The 18,686-nt window shown below is 35.1% G+C and carries 17 protein-coding genes; 9 read left to right on the top strand and 8 right to left on the bottom strand.

Going from position 1 to position 18,686, the window contains the following annotated elements:
- Positions 1–80: 80 nt before the first annotated feature.
- The 4 genes from RMR09_RS01950 to RMR09_RS01965 all read right to left on the bottom strand — a co-directional run bounded on the left by RMR09_RS01950 (position 81) and on the right by RMR09_RS01965 (position 4,740).
- A complete protein-coding gene (locus RMR09_RS01950) occupies positions 81–2,120 on the bottom strand; it encodes a DUF262 domain-containing protein (RefSeq protein ID WP_310594157.1) in 2,040 nt (679 codons plus the stop codon).
- A gap of 2 nt (positions 2,121–2,122) precedes the next feature.
- A complete protein-coding gene (locus tag RMR09_RS01955) occupies positions 2,123–3,031 on the bottom strand; it encodes a hypothetical protein (RefSeq protein WP_310594158.1) in 909 nt (302 codons plus the stop codon).
- Positions 3,032–3,172: 141 nt separating this feature from the next.
- A complete protein-coding gene (locus RMR09_RS01960) occupies positions 3,173–3,802 on the bottom strand; it encodes a metallophosphatase domain-containing protein (RefSeq protein WP_310594159.1) in 630 nt (209 codons plus the stop codon).
- A gap of 35 nt (positions 3,803–3,837) precedes the next feature.
- On the bottom strand, positions 3,838–4,740 hold the full coding sequence (locus RMR09_RS01965) for a WYL domain-containing protein (RefSeq protein WP_310594160.1): 903 nt from the start codon (positions 4,738–4,740) through the stop codon (positions 3,838–3,840).
- Between the two features lie 124 nt (positions 4,741–4,864).
- Between RMR09_RS01965 and RMR09_RS01970 the strand changes: the two genes are divergently transcribed.
- A complete protein-coding gene (locus RMR09_RS01970; RefSeq protein WP_310594161.1) occupies positions 4,865–6,988 on the top strand; it encodes a Tex family protein in 2,124 nt (707 codons plus the stop codon).
- Positions 6,989–7,044: 56 nt separating this feature from the next.
- Here RMR09_RS01970 and RMR09_RS01975 read toward each other — a convergent pair whose 3' ends face one another.
- On the bottom strand, positions 7,045–7,215 hold the full coding sequence (locus RMR09_RS01975) for a twin-arginine translocase TatA/TatE family subunit (RefSeq protein WP_310594162.1): 171 nt from the start codon (positions 7,213–7,215) through the stop codon (positions 7,045–7,047).
- 214 nt (positions 7,216–7,429) lie between these two features.
- Between RMR09_RS01975 and RMR09_RS01980 the strand changes: the two genes are divergently transcribed.
- The 5 genes from RMR09_RS01980 (at position 7,430) to purD (ending at position 13,518) form a co-directional block, all read left to right on the top strand.
- Positions 7,430–7,918, top strand: coding sequence for a peptidase (locus RMR09_RS01980; protein ID WP_310594163.1), 489 nt, complete (start codon positions 7,430–7,432; stop codon positions 7,916–7,918).
- A 10-nt stretch (positions 7,919–7,928) separates the two neighbouring features.
- Positions 7,929–9,428, top strand: coding sequence for a GH3 auxin-responsive promoter family protein (locus RMR09_RS01985; protein ID WP_310594164.1), 1,500 nt, complete (start codon positions 7,929–7,931; stop codon positions 9,426–9,428).
- Between the two features lie 38 nt (positions 9,429–9,466).
- A complete protein-coding gene (locus RMR09_RS01990) occupies positions 9,467–11,143 on the top strand; it encodes a DUF6909 family protein (protein ID WP_310594165.1) in 1,677 nt (558 codons plus the stop codon).
- 17 nt (positions 11,144–11,160) lie between these two features.
- Positions 11,161–12,144 (top strand): SDR family oxidoreductase, encoded by a 984-nt coding sequence (locus RMR09_RS01995; protein ID WP_310594166.1) that lies wholly within the window; start codon positions 11,161–11,163, stop codon positions 12,142–12,144.
- Between the two features lie 99 nt (positions 12,145–12,243).
- Positions 12,244–13,518: a phosphoribosylamine--glycine ligase gene (purD, locus tag RMR09_RS02000; RefSeq protein ID WP_310594167.1), complete on the top strand. Its 1,275-nt coding sequence runs from the start codon at positions 12,244–12,246 to the stop codon at positions 13,516–13,518.
- Between the two features lie 25 nt (positions 13,519–13,543).
- Here the strand turns inward: purD and RMR09_RS02005 are convergent, their stop codons facing one another.
- Positions 13,544–13,774, bottom strand: a complete 231-nt coding sequence (locus RMR09_RS02005; RefSeq protein ID WP_310594168.1) for a DUF6341 family protein — start codon at positions 13,772–13,774, stop codon at positions 13,544–13,546.
- Between the two features lie 137 nt (positions 13,775–13,911).
- Here RMR09_RS02005 and RMR09_RS02010 point away from each other — a divergent pair, with 137 nt between their 5' ends.
- Complete coding sequence (locus RMR09_RS02010; protein WP_310594169.1) at positions 13,912–14,841, top strand: DUF6427 family protein; 930 nt, start codon at positions 13,912–13,914, stop codon at positions 14,839–14,841.
- On the opposite strand, the gene upp is transcribed toward RMR09_RS02010, so the two are convergent.
- The gene (upp, locus tag RMR09_RS02015) at positions 14,836–15,489 is read right to left on the bottom strand and encodes a uracil phosphoribosyltransferase (protein WP_310594170.1); all 654 of its coding nucleotides are present in this window, start codon (positions 15,487–15,489) and stop codon (positions 14,836–14,838) included. The genes RMR09_RS02010 and upp overlap by 6 nt on opposite strands.
- A 93-nt stretch (positions 15,490–15,582) precedes the next feature.
- Between upp and RMR09_RS02020 the strand changes: the two genes are divergently transcribed.
- Both RMR09_RS02020 and RMR09_RS02025 read left to right on the top strand, forming a co-directional pair.
- Positions 15,583–16,188: a DUF4254 domain-containing protein gene (locus RMR09_RS02020; protein WP_310594171.1), complete on the top strand. Its 606-nt coding sequence runs from the start codon at positions 15,583–15,585 to the stop codon at positions 16,186–16,188.
- Between the two features lie 117 nt (positions 16,189–16,305).
- Positions 16,306–17,325: a glycosyltransferase family 9 protein gene (locus tag RMR09_RS02025; protein WP_310594172.1), complete on the top strand. Its 1,020-nt coding sequence runs from the start codon at positions 16,306–16,308 to the stop codon at positions 17,323–17,325.
- 92 nt (positions 17,326–17,417) lie between these two features.
- Here the strand turns inward: RMR09_RS02025 and RMR09_RS02030 are convergent, their stop codons facing one another.
- Entirely contained in the window at positions 17,418–18,470 is a 1,053-nt protein-coding gene (locus RMR09_RS02030) for a ferredoxin--NADP reductase (RefSeq protein WP_310594173.1), read from the bottom strand.
- Positions 18,471–18,686 lie beyond the last annotated feature (216 nt).

Here is an 18,686-nt window from a genome sequence, read left to right on the forward strand (position 1 = left end):
TATTTATTTCAAAAGTAGCCACCAATAACGACAAAGAATGTCGGTGAAAAAAAAAGAGGCTTGAGAGCCTCTTTTTAATATTAAGCGTTAATATAATTAGTAAGCCATTCTTCATAAATATTAACCATTCTTGAAATCACCGCATTGAGAAATATTTCTGTTTTTTCGGGTTCATTATCCTTAATTCTACCAAAATTTTTATCAATTTTGTCCCAAAATATTTTGTCATTGTCTTTTATAAAACTATCATATATTTTTTCATCATTTTCAAAACGTTCTTTTGGCGAAAAGTGGTTGTTTTCACTTCTATTATCATCATAAGAAAGCGCTCTAAAGTTTCCAATACAGTTTACCCAAGCGCGAACCAATTTATTAATACCCTCCTTTCTATATACCCAACTATCAGGATATATATGATCCCAGTCCCAAGGTCTATTAGTATCTTCAATACTATCAAATTGATTGAATTCTTTAAATTTTGAATTCATATATTCTTTTTGAGCATAGATTAATAGCGACTTGTTCCAATAAATTTTAGAAATTATTAAATCCCAATTTTCATTAAATACACTTAGATTGTTTTCATCATAAAACAATAAATTTTTGATAGAATCTGTAAAAAGATTATGTTTATGAATATTCGTAAAATCGGCATGTTTTAAGTTATTTTTAATGACAATAGTATTTAATTGGTCTTGTATTATTTCAGGATTAACTTTTGGTAATACTTTTTGCGAAGTAATTAATCTCTTTGTGGATTCTTCCCATCCAATTTGTGTTTCATTTGAAAATAACAAGTTGAATAATTCAACCGGTATTTTTTTAGAATCTTTACTAAACCATAAAATCCAGCAATATGATGAAGCAATTTGTTTTTTTTCTATTTCATTTAAATTTTCAAATCCTACTTTTTTAATATAAGTCAAAAGCACCAAAAACAATTCAAAATTTGTGACAATTAATTGTTTCAATAAGATTTTAGGAAAATTGGATTGACCTCTTTCTATTATTTTTAAAGCATTTTCAATTAGGCTTTTAGCAACACTTTTGTTTTCGTCTCCAATATAGCTTTGTAGTTTTTCTTGAAAATCAGATTCTTTAATTTTGTTTTTAAAATTTTGAATTGAAATGTCTTTTTGAAAAGATGAAAACCCATTTTGCTCTATAATAATTAATCGAGAAAACAAGTTTATTATTTTACTTGGGGCAATGTAAGACGCTCCTACAGATTCTACTAAATTTTTAATTTCAGGAAACTTAGCCTTATAGATGGAATAAATCAATTCCTCTCCAGAAATACGAGTTCCTGCCGAATTTAATCGCACAAACAAACTTGGATCTTGTCCTTCTTTTTCACCGCCTCTATCTTCTTTTAAAACAATAGCATCAACACAAATTTCAGGGATGGTTAGTTTTTTATAATTACAAAAACCTTTATAAATTAGTTCCAAATCAGAGTCTTTAATAGTATTGTAATCCACAATTTCATTATTTGAATGTTGTGTTTTTAAACTTAGATTAACTGTTTTTTTTAGCAAAATAGTTCTAAAGTTTTCGAAATCATCACATTCAATCTCTAAAACAAACGCAAGTGGAATAGGGAAATAACTGTCCCAAGGACTAATATCTTTAGATGATAAATCTAAATAACTTTCGGATTTAGGTTCAAAATAATCTAAGGCTTTTCTTCTGTTTGACATACTCAAAGTTGAGGTGTTTTCTTTCAATTGATAACCCCAAGGATGGCTTTGGGTCAGGCAACGAAAAACAAATTCTTGACCATTCGTTTTTTCTTTTGGCGCTAAGTCAATCCAGATACTTGGTTTATAATTTTTTAATGAAAGAAATGTTTTATTATTTTCGACAAAGGGATTAAAATGACCCAGGGCTACAGAAGTACATCGTTGCTGACCATCCAATAAAAATCGATTTTCATCTTCATCAACCGACATCATAATTGCACCTATCGGGTAACCTCTAAATATGGAATCCCACAATTCTTCGATTTGGTTGGGTTTCCAAACAAAACCCCTTTGAAGCGAGGGTAAGCTAATCGTAGTAATTTTTGTCGAAACTTCTATTTGCCATTGTGAAATTTCTTTTAAGGTGTAATTTTTCATTTTCATTTTTTTAATATTGCTAATGTTTTATTTAATACTAAATCATCAAAATTGATGTTTGAATTTTCTTTTTTCCCTTTGTTGGAATAATATAAATTAACATATAAACTCACATAATTATTAATAAACCGTATGGGCGCTATATTGTTTTCTTTCGAATAATTCCATGCGTTTAAACAGCCTTTTGTCCAGATAAATTCTAAATCATTTTCATGGTTGAAATCAGAAAAAGTACAATAGTTTTTATCCACATAATCAGCAAAACCATAAGCGAATTTTTGAGAACATTCTTCATTATTTTTTTTATAATGACTATACTCATATCCTAGAGCATAAGCAATACAATAAATATCCGATTCTTCATTTTCAGACATTAAATCTGCGTATTCATGTGAAAAAACATCGCTTTTTCCATCCTTAATTTGTTCTTTATATATTTTAGAATATTCTTTAGCTGTTTCTATTCTCCCCTCAATGTCAGCAACTACTTCAAATAGAAATAAATAATGTTTTTCAAAATATTCATCTTCTAAAAAGGATTTTGCTAAGATTTGGATTTCATTTTTTGCTAATTGAGGATCAATTTTCATTAACTCCATATAAGTGTGTGATAATAGAGACTCACCTTCTTCTGAAGAAGAAGAAATTATTTCAGCCCATTTTTCACCATGTCCTTTTTCTATTTCTTCAGACATCTTTTTAATTCTTTCCAAAGCAACGTTTAACGTCATGACTTGAATAGAATCTTCTTCTTCAAATTCATTATCTTCCCAATCCTTATATTCTTGGTATAGCTCGTTAAAACATAATTTATAGAAGGATAGAAATTTTTGGAAATATTTATCATTAAGATTTTCATTAGAAAAAAAATCTTTTAATTCTTCTTCAGTATGCGGTTTTTTTTTATTCATTTCATTTCATTTATTTCCTACAAAACTCCCTATAATTTTCTTATAAAAAGTTGTGATTTTACAAGAGTGAAAGTTTTTTAAATTGATAGGCTATTGTATTTTTAGTAAAATAAAAAAACACATACGCCAAACCATGTCTTTCTAAACCTCAAAATCAAAAAATGAGGATTTTCTTAATTTGTAATGAAAATCAACCGATGAGGTGTTAATGAATGTGGTTCCTTCTCTTTCAGCAAGTCCAAAACCTTCATGGATGTGTCCGAAAATATGGTACAGGGGATTAATTTGCTCTATTTTTGTTCGCAAATGGGTACAGCCCGCATTCAAATTTTGAAATGTTGTATCTAAAATTCCATAAGCTGGACCATGTGTGATTAGAACGTCGGTATCAGACGGAATTAATTTCCAATGTTTTGCAATATCAACACCTCTTTTTCTGTTAAAAGCCATATTATGAAATTCGGGAGTTATAGGCGAGCCCCAAAAAGAAATTCCTTCTATAGTTATTCCAGAATCGTTTAAATAATAGACAGAAATAGGGAGCAGCGATTGTATTGTATCATTTTGCTCGTTTTCAAAATAAAAATCGTGGTTGCCCGCAATAAAAATTTTGTAGGTATAATTTTGACTTGAAAACCAATTCATAAAATCTAATGCTTCAGCAGCAGTGCCTCGATTGCAAACATCGCCGGCATGAATAAGGATATCGCCTCCAGGCAAATGGATTTGGTGGTGCAAACCGTGTGTATCGGATATTGTGGTTATTTTCATTGTATTTACTCAATTTGGGATAAACTTTTAAAAAATTATTTATACAACTTTGCTGCATCTAACAATTTCACATGTATTTTTTCCTTCAAACTTTCGGGTTCAAGTACCTTCACATTAGCACCCATTGAGAGGAGCTCCATCATAAAATCGTGACTTGGACAAACATAGAGTTCTAGCACTACTTCGGTATTGGTTTCTGAAATGATTTTTTGAGAATGGTGGAGGGGCAAGGATTTGATATAATTGCCTTGTTCGCGAGTGAGCCATAATTGTATTTTTTCTGGCGCTTCTTCTCCGCTAATAATTCCAAAAGTGTGTTTGAACTTTTCCTCAGCATCAAATGTTGACGGATATTCAAAGTGCCTAGCGCTAATTTCTAAACGAGAAATTCGATCTAAACCAAAGCTTTTGATACCTCCGTCTTTGGAGTCTTGTGCAATCAAATACCAACGAAAACGAGCTTCTTTCAACGCTAAAGGATAAACAGTTCGGCTGTTTTTTTCGTTAGCAAAATCCCAAAACTTTTCATATTGAAAGCTAACCGACACCCGATGTTGAATAGCGTGAAGTAAGCCGTGTAAATTTTCGACACCTAATGATTTTCTTTTTTCCAAAATCAGGTGTTTAGCGATTGATTCCGACATACTCAAGGCGTTATACATCTGGAAAGACTCCATCAATCGATTCGTTTTATTTTCGTCAACGTCATAGGTTATTTCATATACTTTTTCCTTTCGGTTGTATTCAATTTCAATATTGTAAATACCGCTAATTTCCTTTACATCACGTTCAAAAGTACGCTTCGAAATATCATAATTTTCTTCATCGTCCAAAGTTTGTGATTTTAAAAATCCTTGTAATTCTTTAAAATCACAAGGGTTTTTTCTCAACTTTTCGATGATTAATAAGTGACGTTTTATAAATTGTTTTTTAGACATTGGGTAAGATTTAGGAATTACAAATATAAAACCCAATAACGACAAACCATGACATAAAATTTTCTTTTTCATTCGAATAAAACTCAGGGTATTTTTTCTTTCTTTGCACCTCAAATTACCTACAATGACCAACATTCAATTCATCGCAAAATCGGTACCAACGGCCGCAATCAATATTCAAAAAACGGTTCAATTGCTAAACGAAGATTGTACAATTCCTTTTATTTCTCGGTATCGAAAAGACCAAACCGGAAATTTAGACGAGGTGGTGATTGAGCAAATTGCTAAATTGAACAAACAATACGATGAGATTGTAAAACGCAAAGAAAGCATTCTCAAAACCATTGAGGAGCAAGGGCAACTTTCGCCTGAATTAGCCAAAAAAATCCAAGACAGTTTTGATTTGCAGGAGTTGGAAGATTTGTACTTGCCGTTCAAGAAGAAGAAAAAAACCAAGGCGGATGTCGCACGCGAAAATGGTTTGGAACCATTGGCAAAAATCATCATGGCACAAAACAATGATGACATCGATTTTATTTCGACACAATACATTAATGAAAATGTAATCAACGAAGAAGCTGCTTTACATGGCGCTCGTGAGATTATTGCCGAATGGATTAACGAAAATATTCACGTTCGCCAACAGTTGCGACGTTTGTTTCAACGAAAAGCTACGATTACCACCAAAGTGGTGAAAACCAAAAAAGAGGAGGAAGGTGCTCAAAAATTCTCTCAATATTTTGATTGGTCCGAGCCGTTAAGTAAAACACCACCTCACCGATTATTAGCGATGTTGCGTGCTGAAAACGAAGGTTTTGTAAAACTAAAAATAGAGGTCGATATTGACGAGGCTTATGATATCATTGACGAACTGATTTTAAAACGTCAAAACGATACCACGCCACACATTCAATTAGCCATCGAAGACAGTTACAAACGATTATTAAATCCAGCTATTTCTAATGAAACTTTGCAAGAGGCTAAAGCCAAAGCAGACGCCAATTCCATTCAAGTTTTTGCAACTAATTTAGGACAACTTTTATTGGCACCACCTTTAGGTGAAAAGAGCATTTTAGCCATTGATCCGGGCTATCGTTCGGGATGTAAAGTGGTATGTTTGGATGAAAAAGGAGATTTGTTATATAACGAAACCATTTACCCGCACGCGCCTCAAAATGAAGAGGCAATGGCAATGAAAAAAATCCGTTCCATGGCCAATTCCTATAAAATCGATGCTATTTCTATTGGGAACGGAACAGCTTCTCGCGAAACAGAATTTTTTATTAAAAAAATTGCATTTGACAAGCCGGTACAGGTTTTTGTGGTTTCCGAGGCGGGTGCTTCGGTCTATTCAGCGTCTAAAATTGCCCGTGAAGAATTCCCTAATTATGATGTAACTGTTCGAGGTTCGGTTTCTATCGGACGTAGATTAAGCGATCCGTTGGCGGAGTTGGTAAAAATTGATCCCAAAGCCATTGGCGTAGGCCAATACCAGCACGATGTGGATCAAAACAAACTGAAAGAAGAGTTGGACGCTACCGTAATTCGTTGTGTAAACTCGGTGGGAATTAACATTAATACGGCGAGCAAGCATTTGTTGAGTTATGTGAGTGGAATAGGAGAGAAGCTAGCCGAAAACATTGTGCAATATCGTTCAGAAAACGGACCATTTGAAGATCGCAAACAATTAAAAAAAGTGCCTCGTTTGGGCGACAAAGCATTTCAACAAGGAGTTGCTTTTATCCGAATTAAAGAAGGTAAAAACCCTTTGGACAACTCGGCGGTACATCCCGAAGCTTATTCTATAGTAGAAAAAATGGCTAAAGATTTGAAACTTTCGGTGCGCGAATTAATTGGCAACAAAGAAAAAACAGCCTTAATTAAACCAGAGCATTACATTACACCCGAAATCGGTTTACTTGGTTTGAAAGACATTATCAAAGAGCTCGAAAAACCCGGTTTAGATCCTAGAAAATCAGCTAAAGTATTTGAATTCGACCCGAATGTAAAATCGATAAAAGACCTGAAATCAGGTATGATTTTACCTGGAATTGTCAACAATATTACCAACTTTGGTTGTTTTGTGGATATTGGAATTAAGGAAAGTGGTTTGGTTCATATTTCCCAACTCAAAGCGGGTTTTGTGAGTGATGTCAATGAGGTGGTAAAATTACATCAACATGTTGATGTTAAAGTGACTGAAGTCGACGAAGATCGTAAACGAATCCAATTAACCATGATAGTATAAAAAACAAAAAACCCAAGTTATCAACTTGGGTTTTTGTTATTAGAATTGACAAAGAATTACTCTTTAGTGTCTTCTTTTTTGTCAGATGAATCGTCTTTAGCAGCGTTTTTAAATTCTTTAATTCCGCTTCCTAAACCTTTCATTAGTTCTGGAATTTTTTTACCTCCAAAAAGCAATAATACAACTGCTAAAATAACAAGGATTTCTGTAACACCTAATCTTCCCATGATTTACTATTTTAATGCCGAAGCAAATTTGTTTAATAATGAAGTACAAATGTATATAGAATTAGTGAATAGCAATTCTTTTTTCATCATTTATTTGGTTTTAAAAGCGTTAAAATTGTATTAAAATGTGATTTTGTAGGTTATATAAGTCTAAAAACAAGCCACACCACCAATACTAATTAATTGTTTATATTTGTTCAATAAACCAAAAACAATGTCTAAAAAAGGACTTAAAAGACAACAATTAAAAGAAAACTTATTCAACAAAAGGCGTTTAATTATTTTAAACGAAGATACTTTTGAGGAAACATTTTCTTTAAAATTGACGTTGATGAATGTTTTTGTGGTAGTGAGTTTGAGCGCCATATTCATTATTTTTGTGACTACCTTTATTATCGCTTTTACTCCATTACGCGAATTTATTCCTGGGTATTCGTCTTCCAAATTAAAACGCGATGCCACGGAATTAGCTTTAAAATCAGATTCGTTGACTCAGGCTTTAGAATACAATGAAGCCTATATCCAGTCTTTAAAAAAAGTATTGACAGGCGAATTGGAATTTGCCAAATTCAACAAAGATTCTATTCTTTCTTCGATTGAGAAAGAACCAGTAGAAGGTAATTTATCGGCTTCAAAAGAAGAATTAGAATTAAGAAAACAAGTTGCCAAAGAAGAGCAACAATCACACCCAAAGAACAAATAAAACCAACACAATGTCCATAAAATCTATTGCGGCTCGATTATTTGCACGTCAAGTGGTTAAAAAAACACAAGCTTGGGCGACTCGTCCTGTGGCAACTCAGAATAAAGTTTTCCAAGAATTAATTCGTCAGGCGAAAAACACCCAATTTGGATTGGATCACCATTTTGACCAAATACAAACCCCAGCTGATTTTGCGAAACAGGTACCTGTTCGCGATTACGAAGGGTTAAAAAACTATGTAGATCAGGTGGTAAAAGGAGAGGAGAATGTTCTTTGGAAAGGCAAGCCGCTTTATTTTGCCAAAACTTCAGGAACGACTTCGGGGGCTAAATACATTCCTTTGACCGCAGCATCGATGCCGTATCATATTGAAGCGGCTCGAAATGCCATTTTGCATTATATCCATGAAACAGGTAATGCCAATTTTGTAGACGGGAAAATGATTTTCCTTCAAGGAAGCCCAATTTTGGAAGAAAAAAACGGTATCAAATTAGGACGTTTGTCTGGAATTGTGGCGCATTTTGTTCCGAAATATTTACAAAAAAACCGCATGCCAAGTTGGGAAACCAATTGCATTGAAGATTGGGAAACCAAAGTCAACGCTATTGTTGAGGAAACATTCCACGAAAACATGTCGGTCATTTCAGGAATTCCGTCTTGGGTTCAAATGTATTTTGAAAAACTACAGCAAAAAGGAGGGAGGTCTGTGGGCGAAATCTTTAAAAATTTCAATTTGTTTATTTACGGCGGTGTGAACTACGAACCGTATCGCGCTAAATTTGAAAATTTAATTGGCCGAAAAGTTGATAGTATTGAGCTTTTTCCCGCTTCGGAAGGATTTTTCGCTTACCAAGATTCACAAAAGGAAAAAGGAATGTTGCTGTTGTTGAATTCAGGAATTTTCTACGAATTCATTAAAAGCGATGAATTTTTAAATGAAAACCCACGTCGCTACACTATTGGCGAGGTGGAATTGGGCGTGAATTATGTTTTAATTATTTCCACCAATGCAGGACTTTGGGGTTACAATATTGGCGATACCGTTCAGTTTACGAGTTTAGCACCCTACCGAGTGATTGTTTCAGGTAGAATCAAACATTACATTTCCGCATTTGGAGAACATGTCATTGGCAAAGAAGTAGAAAGTGCTTTGCAAGAAGCCGTGGAAGGAACTACAATTCGCGTCAATGAATTTACAGTAGCGCCACAAATCAATCCAGCAGAGGGATTGCCGTACCACGAATGGTTGATTGAATTTGATTCTGAAGCCTCGGGAGAACCGGATAATTTTGAAGCATTTGCATTAAAAATAGACGATGCGATGCGCAAGCAAAATGTATATTATGACGACCTGATTGTGGGTAACGTATTGCGTCCATTGGTAATTACCAAAGTCCCTAAAAACGGTTTTCAAGACTATATGAAATCCATAGGAAAATTGGGTGGTCAAAACAAAATCCCACGCCTCTCTAACGACAGAAAAATAGCGGATGTGTTAAACACAAAATAAATCCACTATCTTTGCAGGTTAAATAAAATAGAAAAAGTATGGATACTAAAAACATTTCGCGCTCACGAGCGCAAGAGTCGTCAGCAGCTATTGAACGACTGTACATTACCATGAGGCACTTATTTAACCGCGGTTTTTACAAGCCGATGGGAGTTTCTGGAGACACTTTACGCGAAGCTTTATTAGCGTTACGACCAGAAATTTATGGAAACATTGCCAATGAAAAAGTAGAATTAAACGGACTTTTGTACGTTATTGAACGACTTCCAATAGGAATTGAAGAATGCCGATTTATCAATTTAACTTCAGACGAAGGCTATTCAAAATCTCATTTTAAAGCAATTGTTCCTCCCAAAAGACGCCGCAATTGTTACCGAATTGACGAGGAGCAAATGAACGTTGTGATCACTAGAGGGCGTTCGGATATTTACGATATCTTGACCCACTTAACTTTCATTTTCATTGAATCACACAAGATTAAAAACCGAGTGTTATTAGATGAAGGTGGCGAAGTGTCACACGATTGGAAAAAATTAGAAATTGCTGTTAAGCAAAACAAAAAATTAACTCAGATAGAGAAAGAGAAAGCAATTTCTCATACCGCCAATATTTTAGGCAGAACCTTTGAGGAAATCTTAGATATTTATGATGCCTTTGGTTCAGCTACTACGCCAGATCGATTTTTACACGTAATCTATTGGTTAGGAAAACTTGCCATTGAAGAAATTGTAGAAAATAATAAACGAACGATTACTTTCAGCCCAGTTTTGAGAGAACGTTTGGGTCACCACATTCACGGTGAGATTTGGGCGACTAATATCAAAGAAGTTTTAAAAGAAAATAATTTATTAGACCGACCAATCCATGTGATTAGTGCTAATATGCACTCGGTGATGAACTCCATTTTTGCAGTTCCGGCTTTGAAAACCAAATTTAAAAATCAATCCGATTTCTTTATTTACGAAGAGTTGAGTAAGTCAGGAGCGAATGAGGTGCGCAATGTAGTAGAGGCGGTAGCTTTGAAACAAGGAATGATTTCTTTGCCAGATACTTCAGGAACCAACATTGATGTTCAGATTTTTGACACCGCCAAAATTGATTGGAGCAAAACGGCATTTCCTAAAGCGAATTTAGGAGCTGAAAAACCGGTTATTATTGTAATGGACTATGCGTTTGGAGAGCAAGCTTACGAAACCATTGATGAGTTGTTTAAACCCTACAAAAAAGAAACTTTCTTAAATGCTCAATCCATATCAATTATGGGAAAAGCGGGAATTTTAGAAGGAGGTAAGGGAGACATTATGATTCCGAATGCGCATATCAACGAAGGAACTGCTGATAATTACTTTTTCGAAAATGAATTAACTGCCGAAATGTTTAAAGGCAATGATATTGCTGTATTTGATGGGCCAATGGTAACTGTTTTAGGAACCTCATTACAAAACAGAGATTTATTGCAATTTTTCCACGAATCAACTTGGAGAGCTATCGGATTAGAAATGGAGGGTGCTTATTATCAAAAAGCCATTCAATCGGCTTCTAGAATTAGAAAAAGTGTACCAAAAGATATCAAAGTGCGCTATGCGTATTACGCTTCTGATAACCCTTTGGAAACAGGAAGCACATTAGCCTCTGGAGGATTGGGAACAACAGGAGTAAAACCAACCTATTTGATTACCATCAAAATTTTGGAACAAATTTTTAATGTAAAATAAGTCAATATCAATTTACTATGAAACGAATACTTATAACAGGAGCAGCAGGATTTTTAGGGTCGCATCTTTGTGATCGATTCATCAAAGAAGGCTATTTTGTTATAGGGATGGACAATTTGATTACGGGCGATTTGAAAAATATCGAGCATTTATTCAAGCTTGAAAACTTCGAATTTTACCACCATGACATTACTAAATTTGTTCACGTTCCAGGAAAGTTAGATTATATTTTGCATTTTGCATCGCCAGCAAGCCCGATTGATTATTTAAAAATTCCAATTCAAACCTTGAAAGTAGGTTCGTTAGGAACACATAATTTATTAGGTTTGGCACGTGTAAAAAAAGCGCGAATTTTAATTGCTTCGACTTCTGAAGTCTATGGTGATCCATTAGTACATCCTCAAACCGAAGAATACTATGGCAACGTAAATACGATAGGAACAAGAGGAGTCTATGACGAAGCCAAACGTTTCCAAGAATCGATTACTATGGCGTACCATACTTTTCATGGTGTAGAAACTCGAATTGTTCGAATTTTCAACACCTACGGACCAAGAATGCGCCTCAACGACGGACGCGTAATCCCTGCTTTTATAGGGCAAGCCATCCGCGGTGAGGATTTAACTATTTTTGGCGACGGGATGCAAACACGTTCGTTTTGTTATGTAGACGATCAGGTGGAAGGAATTTTTAGGTTGCTACATTCGGATTATGTGTATCCAGTGAATATAGGGAATCCAGACGAAATTACCATCAAGGATTTTGCTGAAGAAATTATCAAATTAACCGGTACGAATCAGAAAGTGGTGTACCATCCGTTACCCATAAATGACCCTTTACAGCGCCAACCGGATATTACTAAAGCCAAAGAATTATTGGGTTGGGAAGCTAAAGTAGGCCGTGCCAAAGGAATGAAAATCACTTACGAGTATTTTAAATCCCTCTCTCCAGAAGAACTTTCGAAAGAGGAACACAAAGACTTTTCGAATTACATTAAATAACTATTGTATTGGCTTTTGAACGGAAATAATTTTTAATAATTAATTATAATTTCCATTCAAAAGCCATTATTTTTGCACCACAACTAATACAACAACAACATGACTATTTTACTATTGGGTTCAGGCGGAAGAGAGCATGCCTTTGCATGGAAAATGATTCAAAGTCCACTTTGCGATACCCTTTTTGTGGCTCCAGGAAACGCGGGAACCGCAGCAATAGCGAATAATATTAACATCAACCCAACCGACTTCCCTGCTATCAAAGACTTTGTCTTGAAAGAAAAAGTGGAAATGGTTGTCGTAGGACCAGAAGATCCATTGGTAAAAGGAATATACGATTTTTTCTTGAACGATGCCGCTTTGCAACATATTCCTGTAATTGGGCCCTCTACGATTGGAGCACAATTAGAAGGAAGTAAAGAATTTGCCAAAGAATTCTTATTCAGACATAACATTCCAACAGCTGCTTATGATAGTTTTACTGCTGAAACCGTAGAACAAGGATGTCAATTTTTAGAAACACTACAACCGCCGTATGTATTGAAAGCAGACGGATTGGCTGCAGGAAAAGGCGTATTGATTATTCAAGATTTGGCTGAAGCCAAAGAAGAATTACGCAATATGTTGGTACACCAAAAATTTGGAACCGCAAGCGCTAAAGTGGTAATCGAAGAATTTTTGGACGGAATCGAATTGAGTTGTTTCGTTTTAACTGACGGAAAGAGCTATAAAATTTTACCTACAGCCAAAGATTACAAACGCATTGGCGAAGGCGATACTGGACTAAATACAGGCGGTATGGGAGCTGTTTCACCAGTTTCTTATGTTGACGCTGTTTTGATGGAAAAAATCGAAACGCGCATCGTAAAACCAACCATTGATGGTTTTCAAAAAGACGGAATCCCGTACAAAGGATTTGTTTTTATTGGATTAATCAATGTAAAAGGCGAACCTATCGTGATTGAATACAATGTTCGAATGGGTGATCCAGAAACCGAAGTGGTAATTCCAAGATTAAAAACCGATTTAGTGGAATTGTTTTTGTCAGTAGCCAATGAAAAACTAGATCAAATCGCTTTGGAAATAGACGAAAGAAGTGCCACAACCATTATGGTCGTTTCGGGCGGTTATCCAGAAGAATTTGAAAAAGGAAAAGTAATTTCAGGATTAGAAAACATAACTGATTCGATTGTTTTTCACGCTGGAACTAAATTAGAAAACAATCAAGTGTTGTCTAACGGAGGACGTGTATTGACAGTTACTTCGTATGGTGACAACTTTGAAGAGGCCGTAAAAAAATCTTACCAAAACATAGCTAAGCTTAATTTTGATAAGATGTATTTTAGAAGAGATATTGGAAACGACTTAAAGTAGTTTCCAATATTTTTTGATTTCTTTATTATTTCAAGAAAGAGTGTGCAGTAGTATCTTGATTCTCTGTACCTGCTGCATCAAAAATTTGCAATTGTTTGATCCAATATACAATAGCAGAAGCACAAATAATCATGAAAATCCAGTTGATTGTATTAGCTCCAAACCAAGTAGATAGTTCTAAAGATCTTAAAAAATCTAAAGGTTTAAATAATACATCTACAAATAAAAATTGAATTCCTTCGAAAAATGATTTCATAATGATATAAAATTATATTGTTATTTAGCGTTTGAGTAAGTATTTTAAAAAGAAACCGGTTGATATAAAACGAATCTTTTTTGAACTTGTTTTAAACAAGTAGTATATTTACAGACACAAAAGTATAAAATATCCTTATGATTGCAAGTGTTTTTAAAAAATCTACACCATTAAATTACGCTTTAGTCGTATTTTTAGTGTTGTTTTTCTTTTTTATCTACCAATTTCAAGATTTATCTTGGATTTCTTCGGTTGTTGGATTGTTAAAAAAGGGACTTACATTCATTGTTGTGCTGGCGTCAATTTTCTTGACTAGTTTTATTGGAAAACGCAACGGATTGACTAAAGACAGCGGTTATACGGCTGTTTTTTATTTATTATTCTCCCTGTTTTTTCCAAGTATTTTCAACAACTTAAATATTCTTCTAGCTAATTTTTTTATTCTATTGGCCTTACGTCGTTTGATTTCGTTACAGTCGATGAAAGCGTCCAAAGAAAAAATATTTGATGCTTCGTTGTGGATTTTTGTAGCTTCATTATTTCATTTTTGGTGTATTTTGTTCCTGATTTTAGTATTTATCTCCATCATTTTTCATGTTTCGAGAGATTACACCAATTGGGTTTTACCCTTTATAGCCTTTATAGCAGTAGCGATTTTCTTTACGTTTTTCACATCCTTTTTCGGAATTAATACGATAGATTATTTGCAAAAAAGCACCCAAATCAATTTAGCAATAGATTATTTTACCAATCTTACTCAAAACCTTGCCTTTTCAATTTATGTTTCGGTGGCGTTGTTTTTCGTTTTTTCGATGTTCATCACCTTGTCACATCGTTTATCGATGACCCAAACGTCATACAAAAAAATTGTGGCCTCCTTTTTTATCGGAGTTTTTGTTTTTGTGCTTTCAGCAAATAAAAGCAGCGATTTTTTATTGTTAACTACAGCGCCGTTGGCTATTTTGGCTAGCGCACATATCGAGTATTCGCAAACTAAATTCAAACAAGAAATCGTGTTTATAGCGGTGCTGTTGTGTAGTTTGTTTTTGTTTGTGAGCCAATTATAATTTTTGTCCGTAAGCCAAATCTCCCGCATCACCTAATCCCGGAACGATATAACTGTGTTCGTTGAGATGGTCATCGATTGAGGCTATCCAAAGATGGCAAGTGTCCGGTAATTCAGCTTCCAAATGTGCAATTCCTTCAGGAGCAGCAATGACCACCGCGATGTGAATTTCAGCAGGAGCACCTCTTTCCATAAGACGATTATAAACCGCTACAATAGATTGACCTGTGGCTAACATGGGGTCTACTACCACTACGGTTTTGTTGTTAATATCAGCAACAGCTTGGTACTGTACTATAATTTCGAAAAAATCATCGTTGTTGGGGTGGTGACGATAGGCTGAAATAAATCCATTTTCTGCGGTATCAAAATAGTTGAGAAATCCATTATGTAGCGTTAAACCCGCCCGAAGAATGGAACAAATTACCAATGGATTTTTAATGTAATGCGTCGCTTTTGTTCCTAGTGGTGTTGTAACAGCCGCATCTTGGTAGTCTAGATTTTTACTCAATTCATACGCCATAATTTCGCCAATGCGTTCCATGTTTTTTCTAAAACGTAGGCTATCGTTGTGAATGTTAACATCGCGAATTTGACCTAAAAAATGATTCAGAATACTATTGTTTTCAGAGAGATGATGAATTTGCATGATTTGAATATTGTATGTATTGGCAAAACTTTAGTTGTTTTTCCACACTATAAATGTATAAAAAAGTATCTTTGTCTTTTAATTTATTAAGATATGTTTTCAAAATTAGCCTATTCAGTATTCGAAAAAAGCATCCAAGATTATCATCAATTTGATAACGTGGATCAACCCATTAACAATCCTTTTCCAAAAGATCAATTCGAACATTTATTGTATCTAAAAAATTGGATTGACACAGTACAATGGCATTTTGAAGACATTATTCGCGACCCGAATATTGACCCAGTTGCGGCTTTGACTTTGAAAAGAAGAATTGATGCTTCCAATCAAGAACGTACGGATATGGTAGAATATATTGACAGCTATTTTTTGCAAAAATACAGCCACGTACAAGCAAAAGCAGACGCTAAAATCAATTCTGAAAGTCCAGCTTGGGCTTTTGATAGATTGTCTATTTTGGCTTTGAAAATTTACCACATGCAAGAAGAGGTAAGTCGTCCAGATGCTTCGCAAGAGCATAAAGACAAATGCCAAGAAAAACTAAACGTTTTATTGGAACAAAGAACCGATTTATCGACTGCAATTGACGATTTGTTAACCGACATTGAAAGCGGAAATAAATTCATGAAAGTGTACAAACAAATGAAAATGTACAACGACGACGATTTGAATCCGGTTTTGTACCAAAACAAAAAGTAAGAAACTATATTTAACCATTAAGGGATTAAGAAAATGAAGTAAAACTTAATGAGCCTTAATCTCTTAATGGTTTTTTACAAATAGCAATTGTCCAAAAAAACACAACATATAGCCGTCATGAGACTTTCCGCAATGGGAGATGTCGCCATGACGGTTCCTGTTTTACGGGCTTTGGCAAACCAATATCCTGAGCTGAAAATCACCGTAATTTCACGTCCGTTTTTCCAACCCTTTTTCAAGGAAATTCCGAATCTACATTTTTTTGCTTTTGACGAAAAAGAAAGACACAAAGGAATCAAAGGTTTGTGGCGATTGTACCAAGATTTGAAAGCGTTACAAATTGATGCTTTTGCCGACTTACACAATGTGTTGCGTTCCAAAGTAGTTCGTACTTTATTCGCGTTGAGCGGAAAAAAAGCAGCTTTTGTAGACAAAGGTCGCGTGGAGAAAAAAGCGTTAACACGCGCTGAAAATAAAATTTTCCAACCCTTGCCGTCGATGTTTCAAAGACACCAATTGGTATTTGAAACCTTGGGTTTTCCTGTAGATTTGGCTCAGCCTCAATTTTCCGAAAAAGCATCGATTGGCCCACCTGAAGTAGCAGCAATTGTTGCTCAATCTGAAAAAATAATTGGGATTGCGCCTTTTGCTCAATACGATTCTAAAGTCTATCCTTTGGATTTGATGCAGGAAGTGATTGATGCTTTGGCAACCAATAAAAACCAGACTATTTTTCTATTTGGCGGAGGCCAAAAAGAGAAAGAACAATTGCAAACGCTTGTTGGCAATAAAACCAATGTTTTGAATATGGCAGGTAAAATTCCATTCCAAGAAGAGTTAAATTTGATAAGCAATTTAAACGTGATGCTGTCTATGGATTCGGGGAATGCGCACATTGCGGCGATGTTGGGCGTGCCTGTAGTGACCCTTTGGGGCGCGACGCATCCGTTTGCGGGTTTTTTACCTTTTAATCAAACGCTGGATAACGCCTTAGTTTCTGATAGAAATCAATACCCACAATTGCCGACTTCGGTGTATGGCAATAAAAAAGTAGCGGGATATGAAAATGCCATGCGCACCATTCTTCCTGAGCAGGTTGTGGCAAGAATTGAGGAAGTTCTTAAGAGTAAAAAATAAAAAAACGAGAAGTGATTGCTTCTCGTTTTTTATATAAATCAATTATAAACCTAGCGCCTTTGTGTCTTAGCGGCAAAGGTTCGTGGCAAAAATTAAACATCATCAAAATCCACACGAATCGTAGCTGAGGTAGGATGCGCTTGACAAGTCAAGATCAATCCGCTAGCTACTTCTTTTTCGGTTAGGATAGAGTTTTTAGTCATTTCAGCAGAACCCTCTGTAACACGAGCTAAACAACTGCTGCAAATTCCGCCTTGGCACGAATACGGAGCGTCAATCCCTTGTTTTAGGGCAGCGTCCAAAATGGTTTGTTTGGCCGACATTTCAAAAGTGGTTTCTTCATCGTCCACCATTACCGTAATTTGAGCGTGTCCTTCTAAAGATTGTTCGATAGTATTTTCTTTGGCGGAAGCCGAAAACAATTCAAACTTGATAGCTGATTCTTTAATGTTTTTTTCTTTCAAGGCATCAGAAACGGTGTTTATCATTTCTTCAGGCCCACACAAATAGAATTTGTCAAAATCCAAACTCGCGTGTTTTTCTTTCAAGATATAATTCACCGTTGATTTGTCAATTCGTCCCGACAAAGCCCCATCTACTTTGGATTGGCTATACACATACTGAACAAATAAGCGTCCTACATATTGCGATTGTAAATCGTGTAATTCTTGGTGGAAAATCGTTTCTTCAGGCGATTTATTTCCGTATACCAATACAAAAGTGCTTTTAGGCTCACTTTGCAAGACGGATTTTAAAATAGAAAGAGCAGGAGTGATTCCGCTTCCTGCCACAAAAGCAGCATAATTGCGTTGGCGATCGGCTTGCGGTTCAAAAGTGAATTTTCCTTCAGGTTTTCCTACTTCAAGTACATCCCCCGCTTTTAGTTTGGTATTGGCAAACTGCGAGAAAAGTCCGTTAGGAACCGCTTTGACAGCAATGCGTAATTCGCCACTATTGGGTGCAGAGCAAATCGAATACGCACGACGAATTTCTTGGTTGTCTAGCGTCAATCGTAAGTTAATGTATTGACCAGCAATAAAAGTATAGTGGGATTGTAATTCTTCAGGTACAGCAAAAAGGATGGAAACAGCGTCTTTGGTTTCGCGTTTCACTTCTTTAATAATTAATTTTAAAAATGAAGGCATAATATAAATTTTTGACAAATATACTAAACCATAGGGTTTTTAGAAAATGATAAAAATCAGGTTTGTAGGATTTGCCACAAACCTACCTGCCGCACAAAGCGCAAATAATTTTTCACGACGAATTAAAGGACCAGTCTGATTTTTATATTCTAAGCCCTATTGAAAAATTATCATTAACAAAAATCAAAACTTGTAACTTTTTCTTACTTTTAGCTT

Origin of the sequence: Flavobacterium sp., from assembly GCF_031537875.1 — a bacterium.
In the GTDB taxonomy this organism is placed as follows: Bacteria; Bacteroidota; Bacteroidia; order Flavobacteriales; family Flavobacteriaceae; genus Flavobacterium.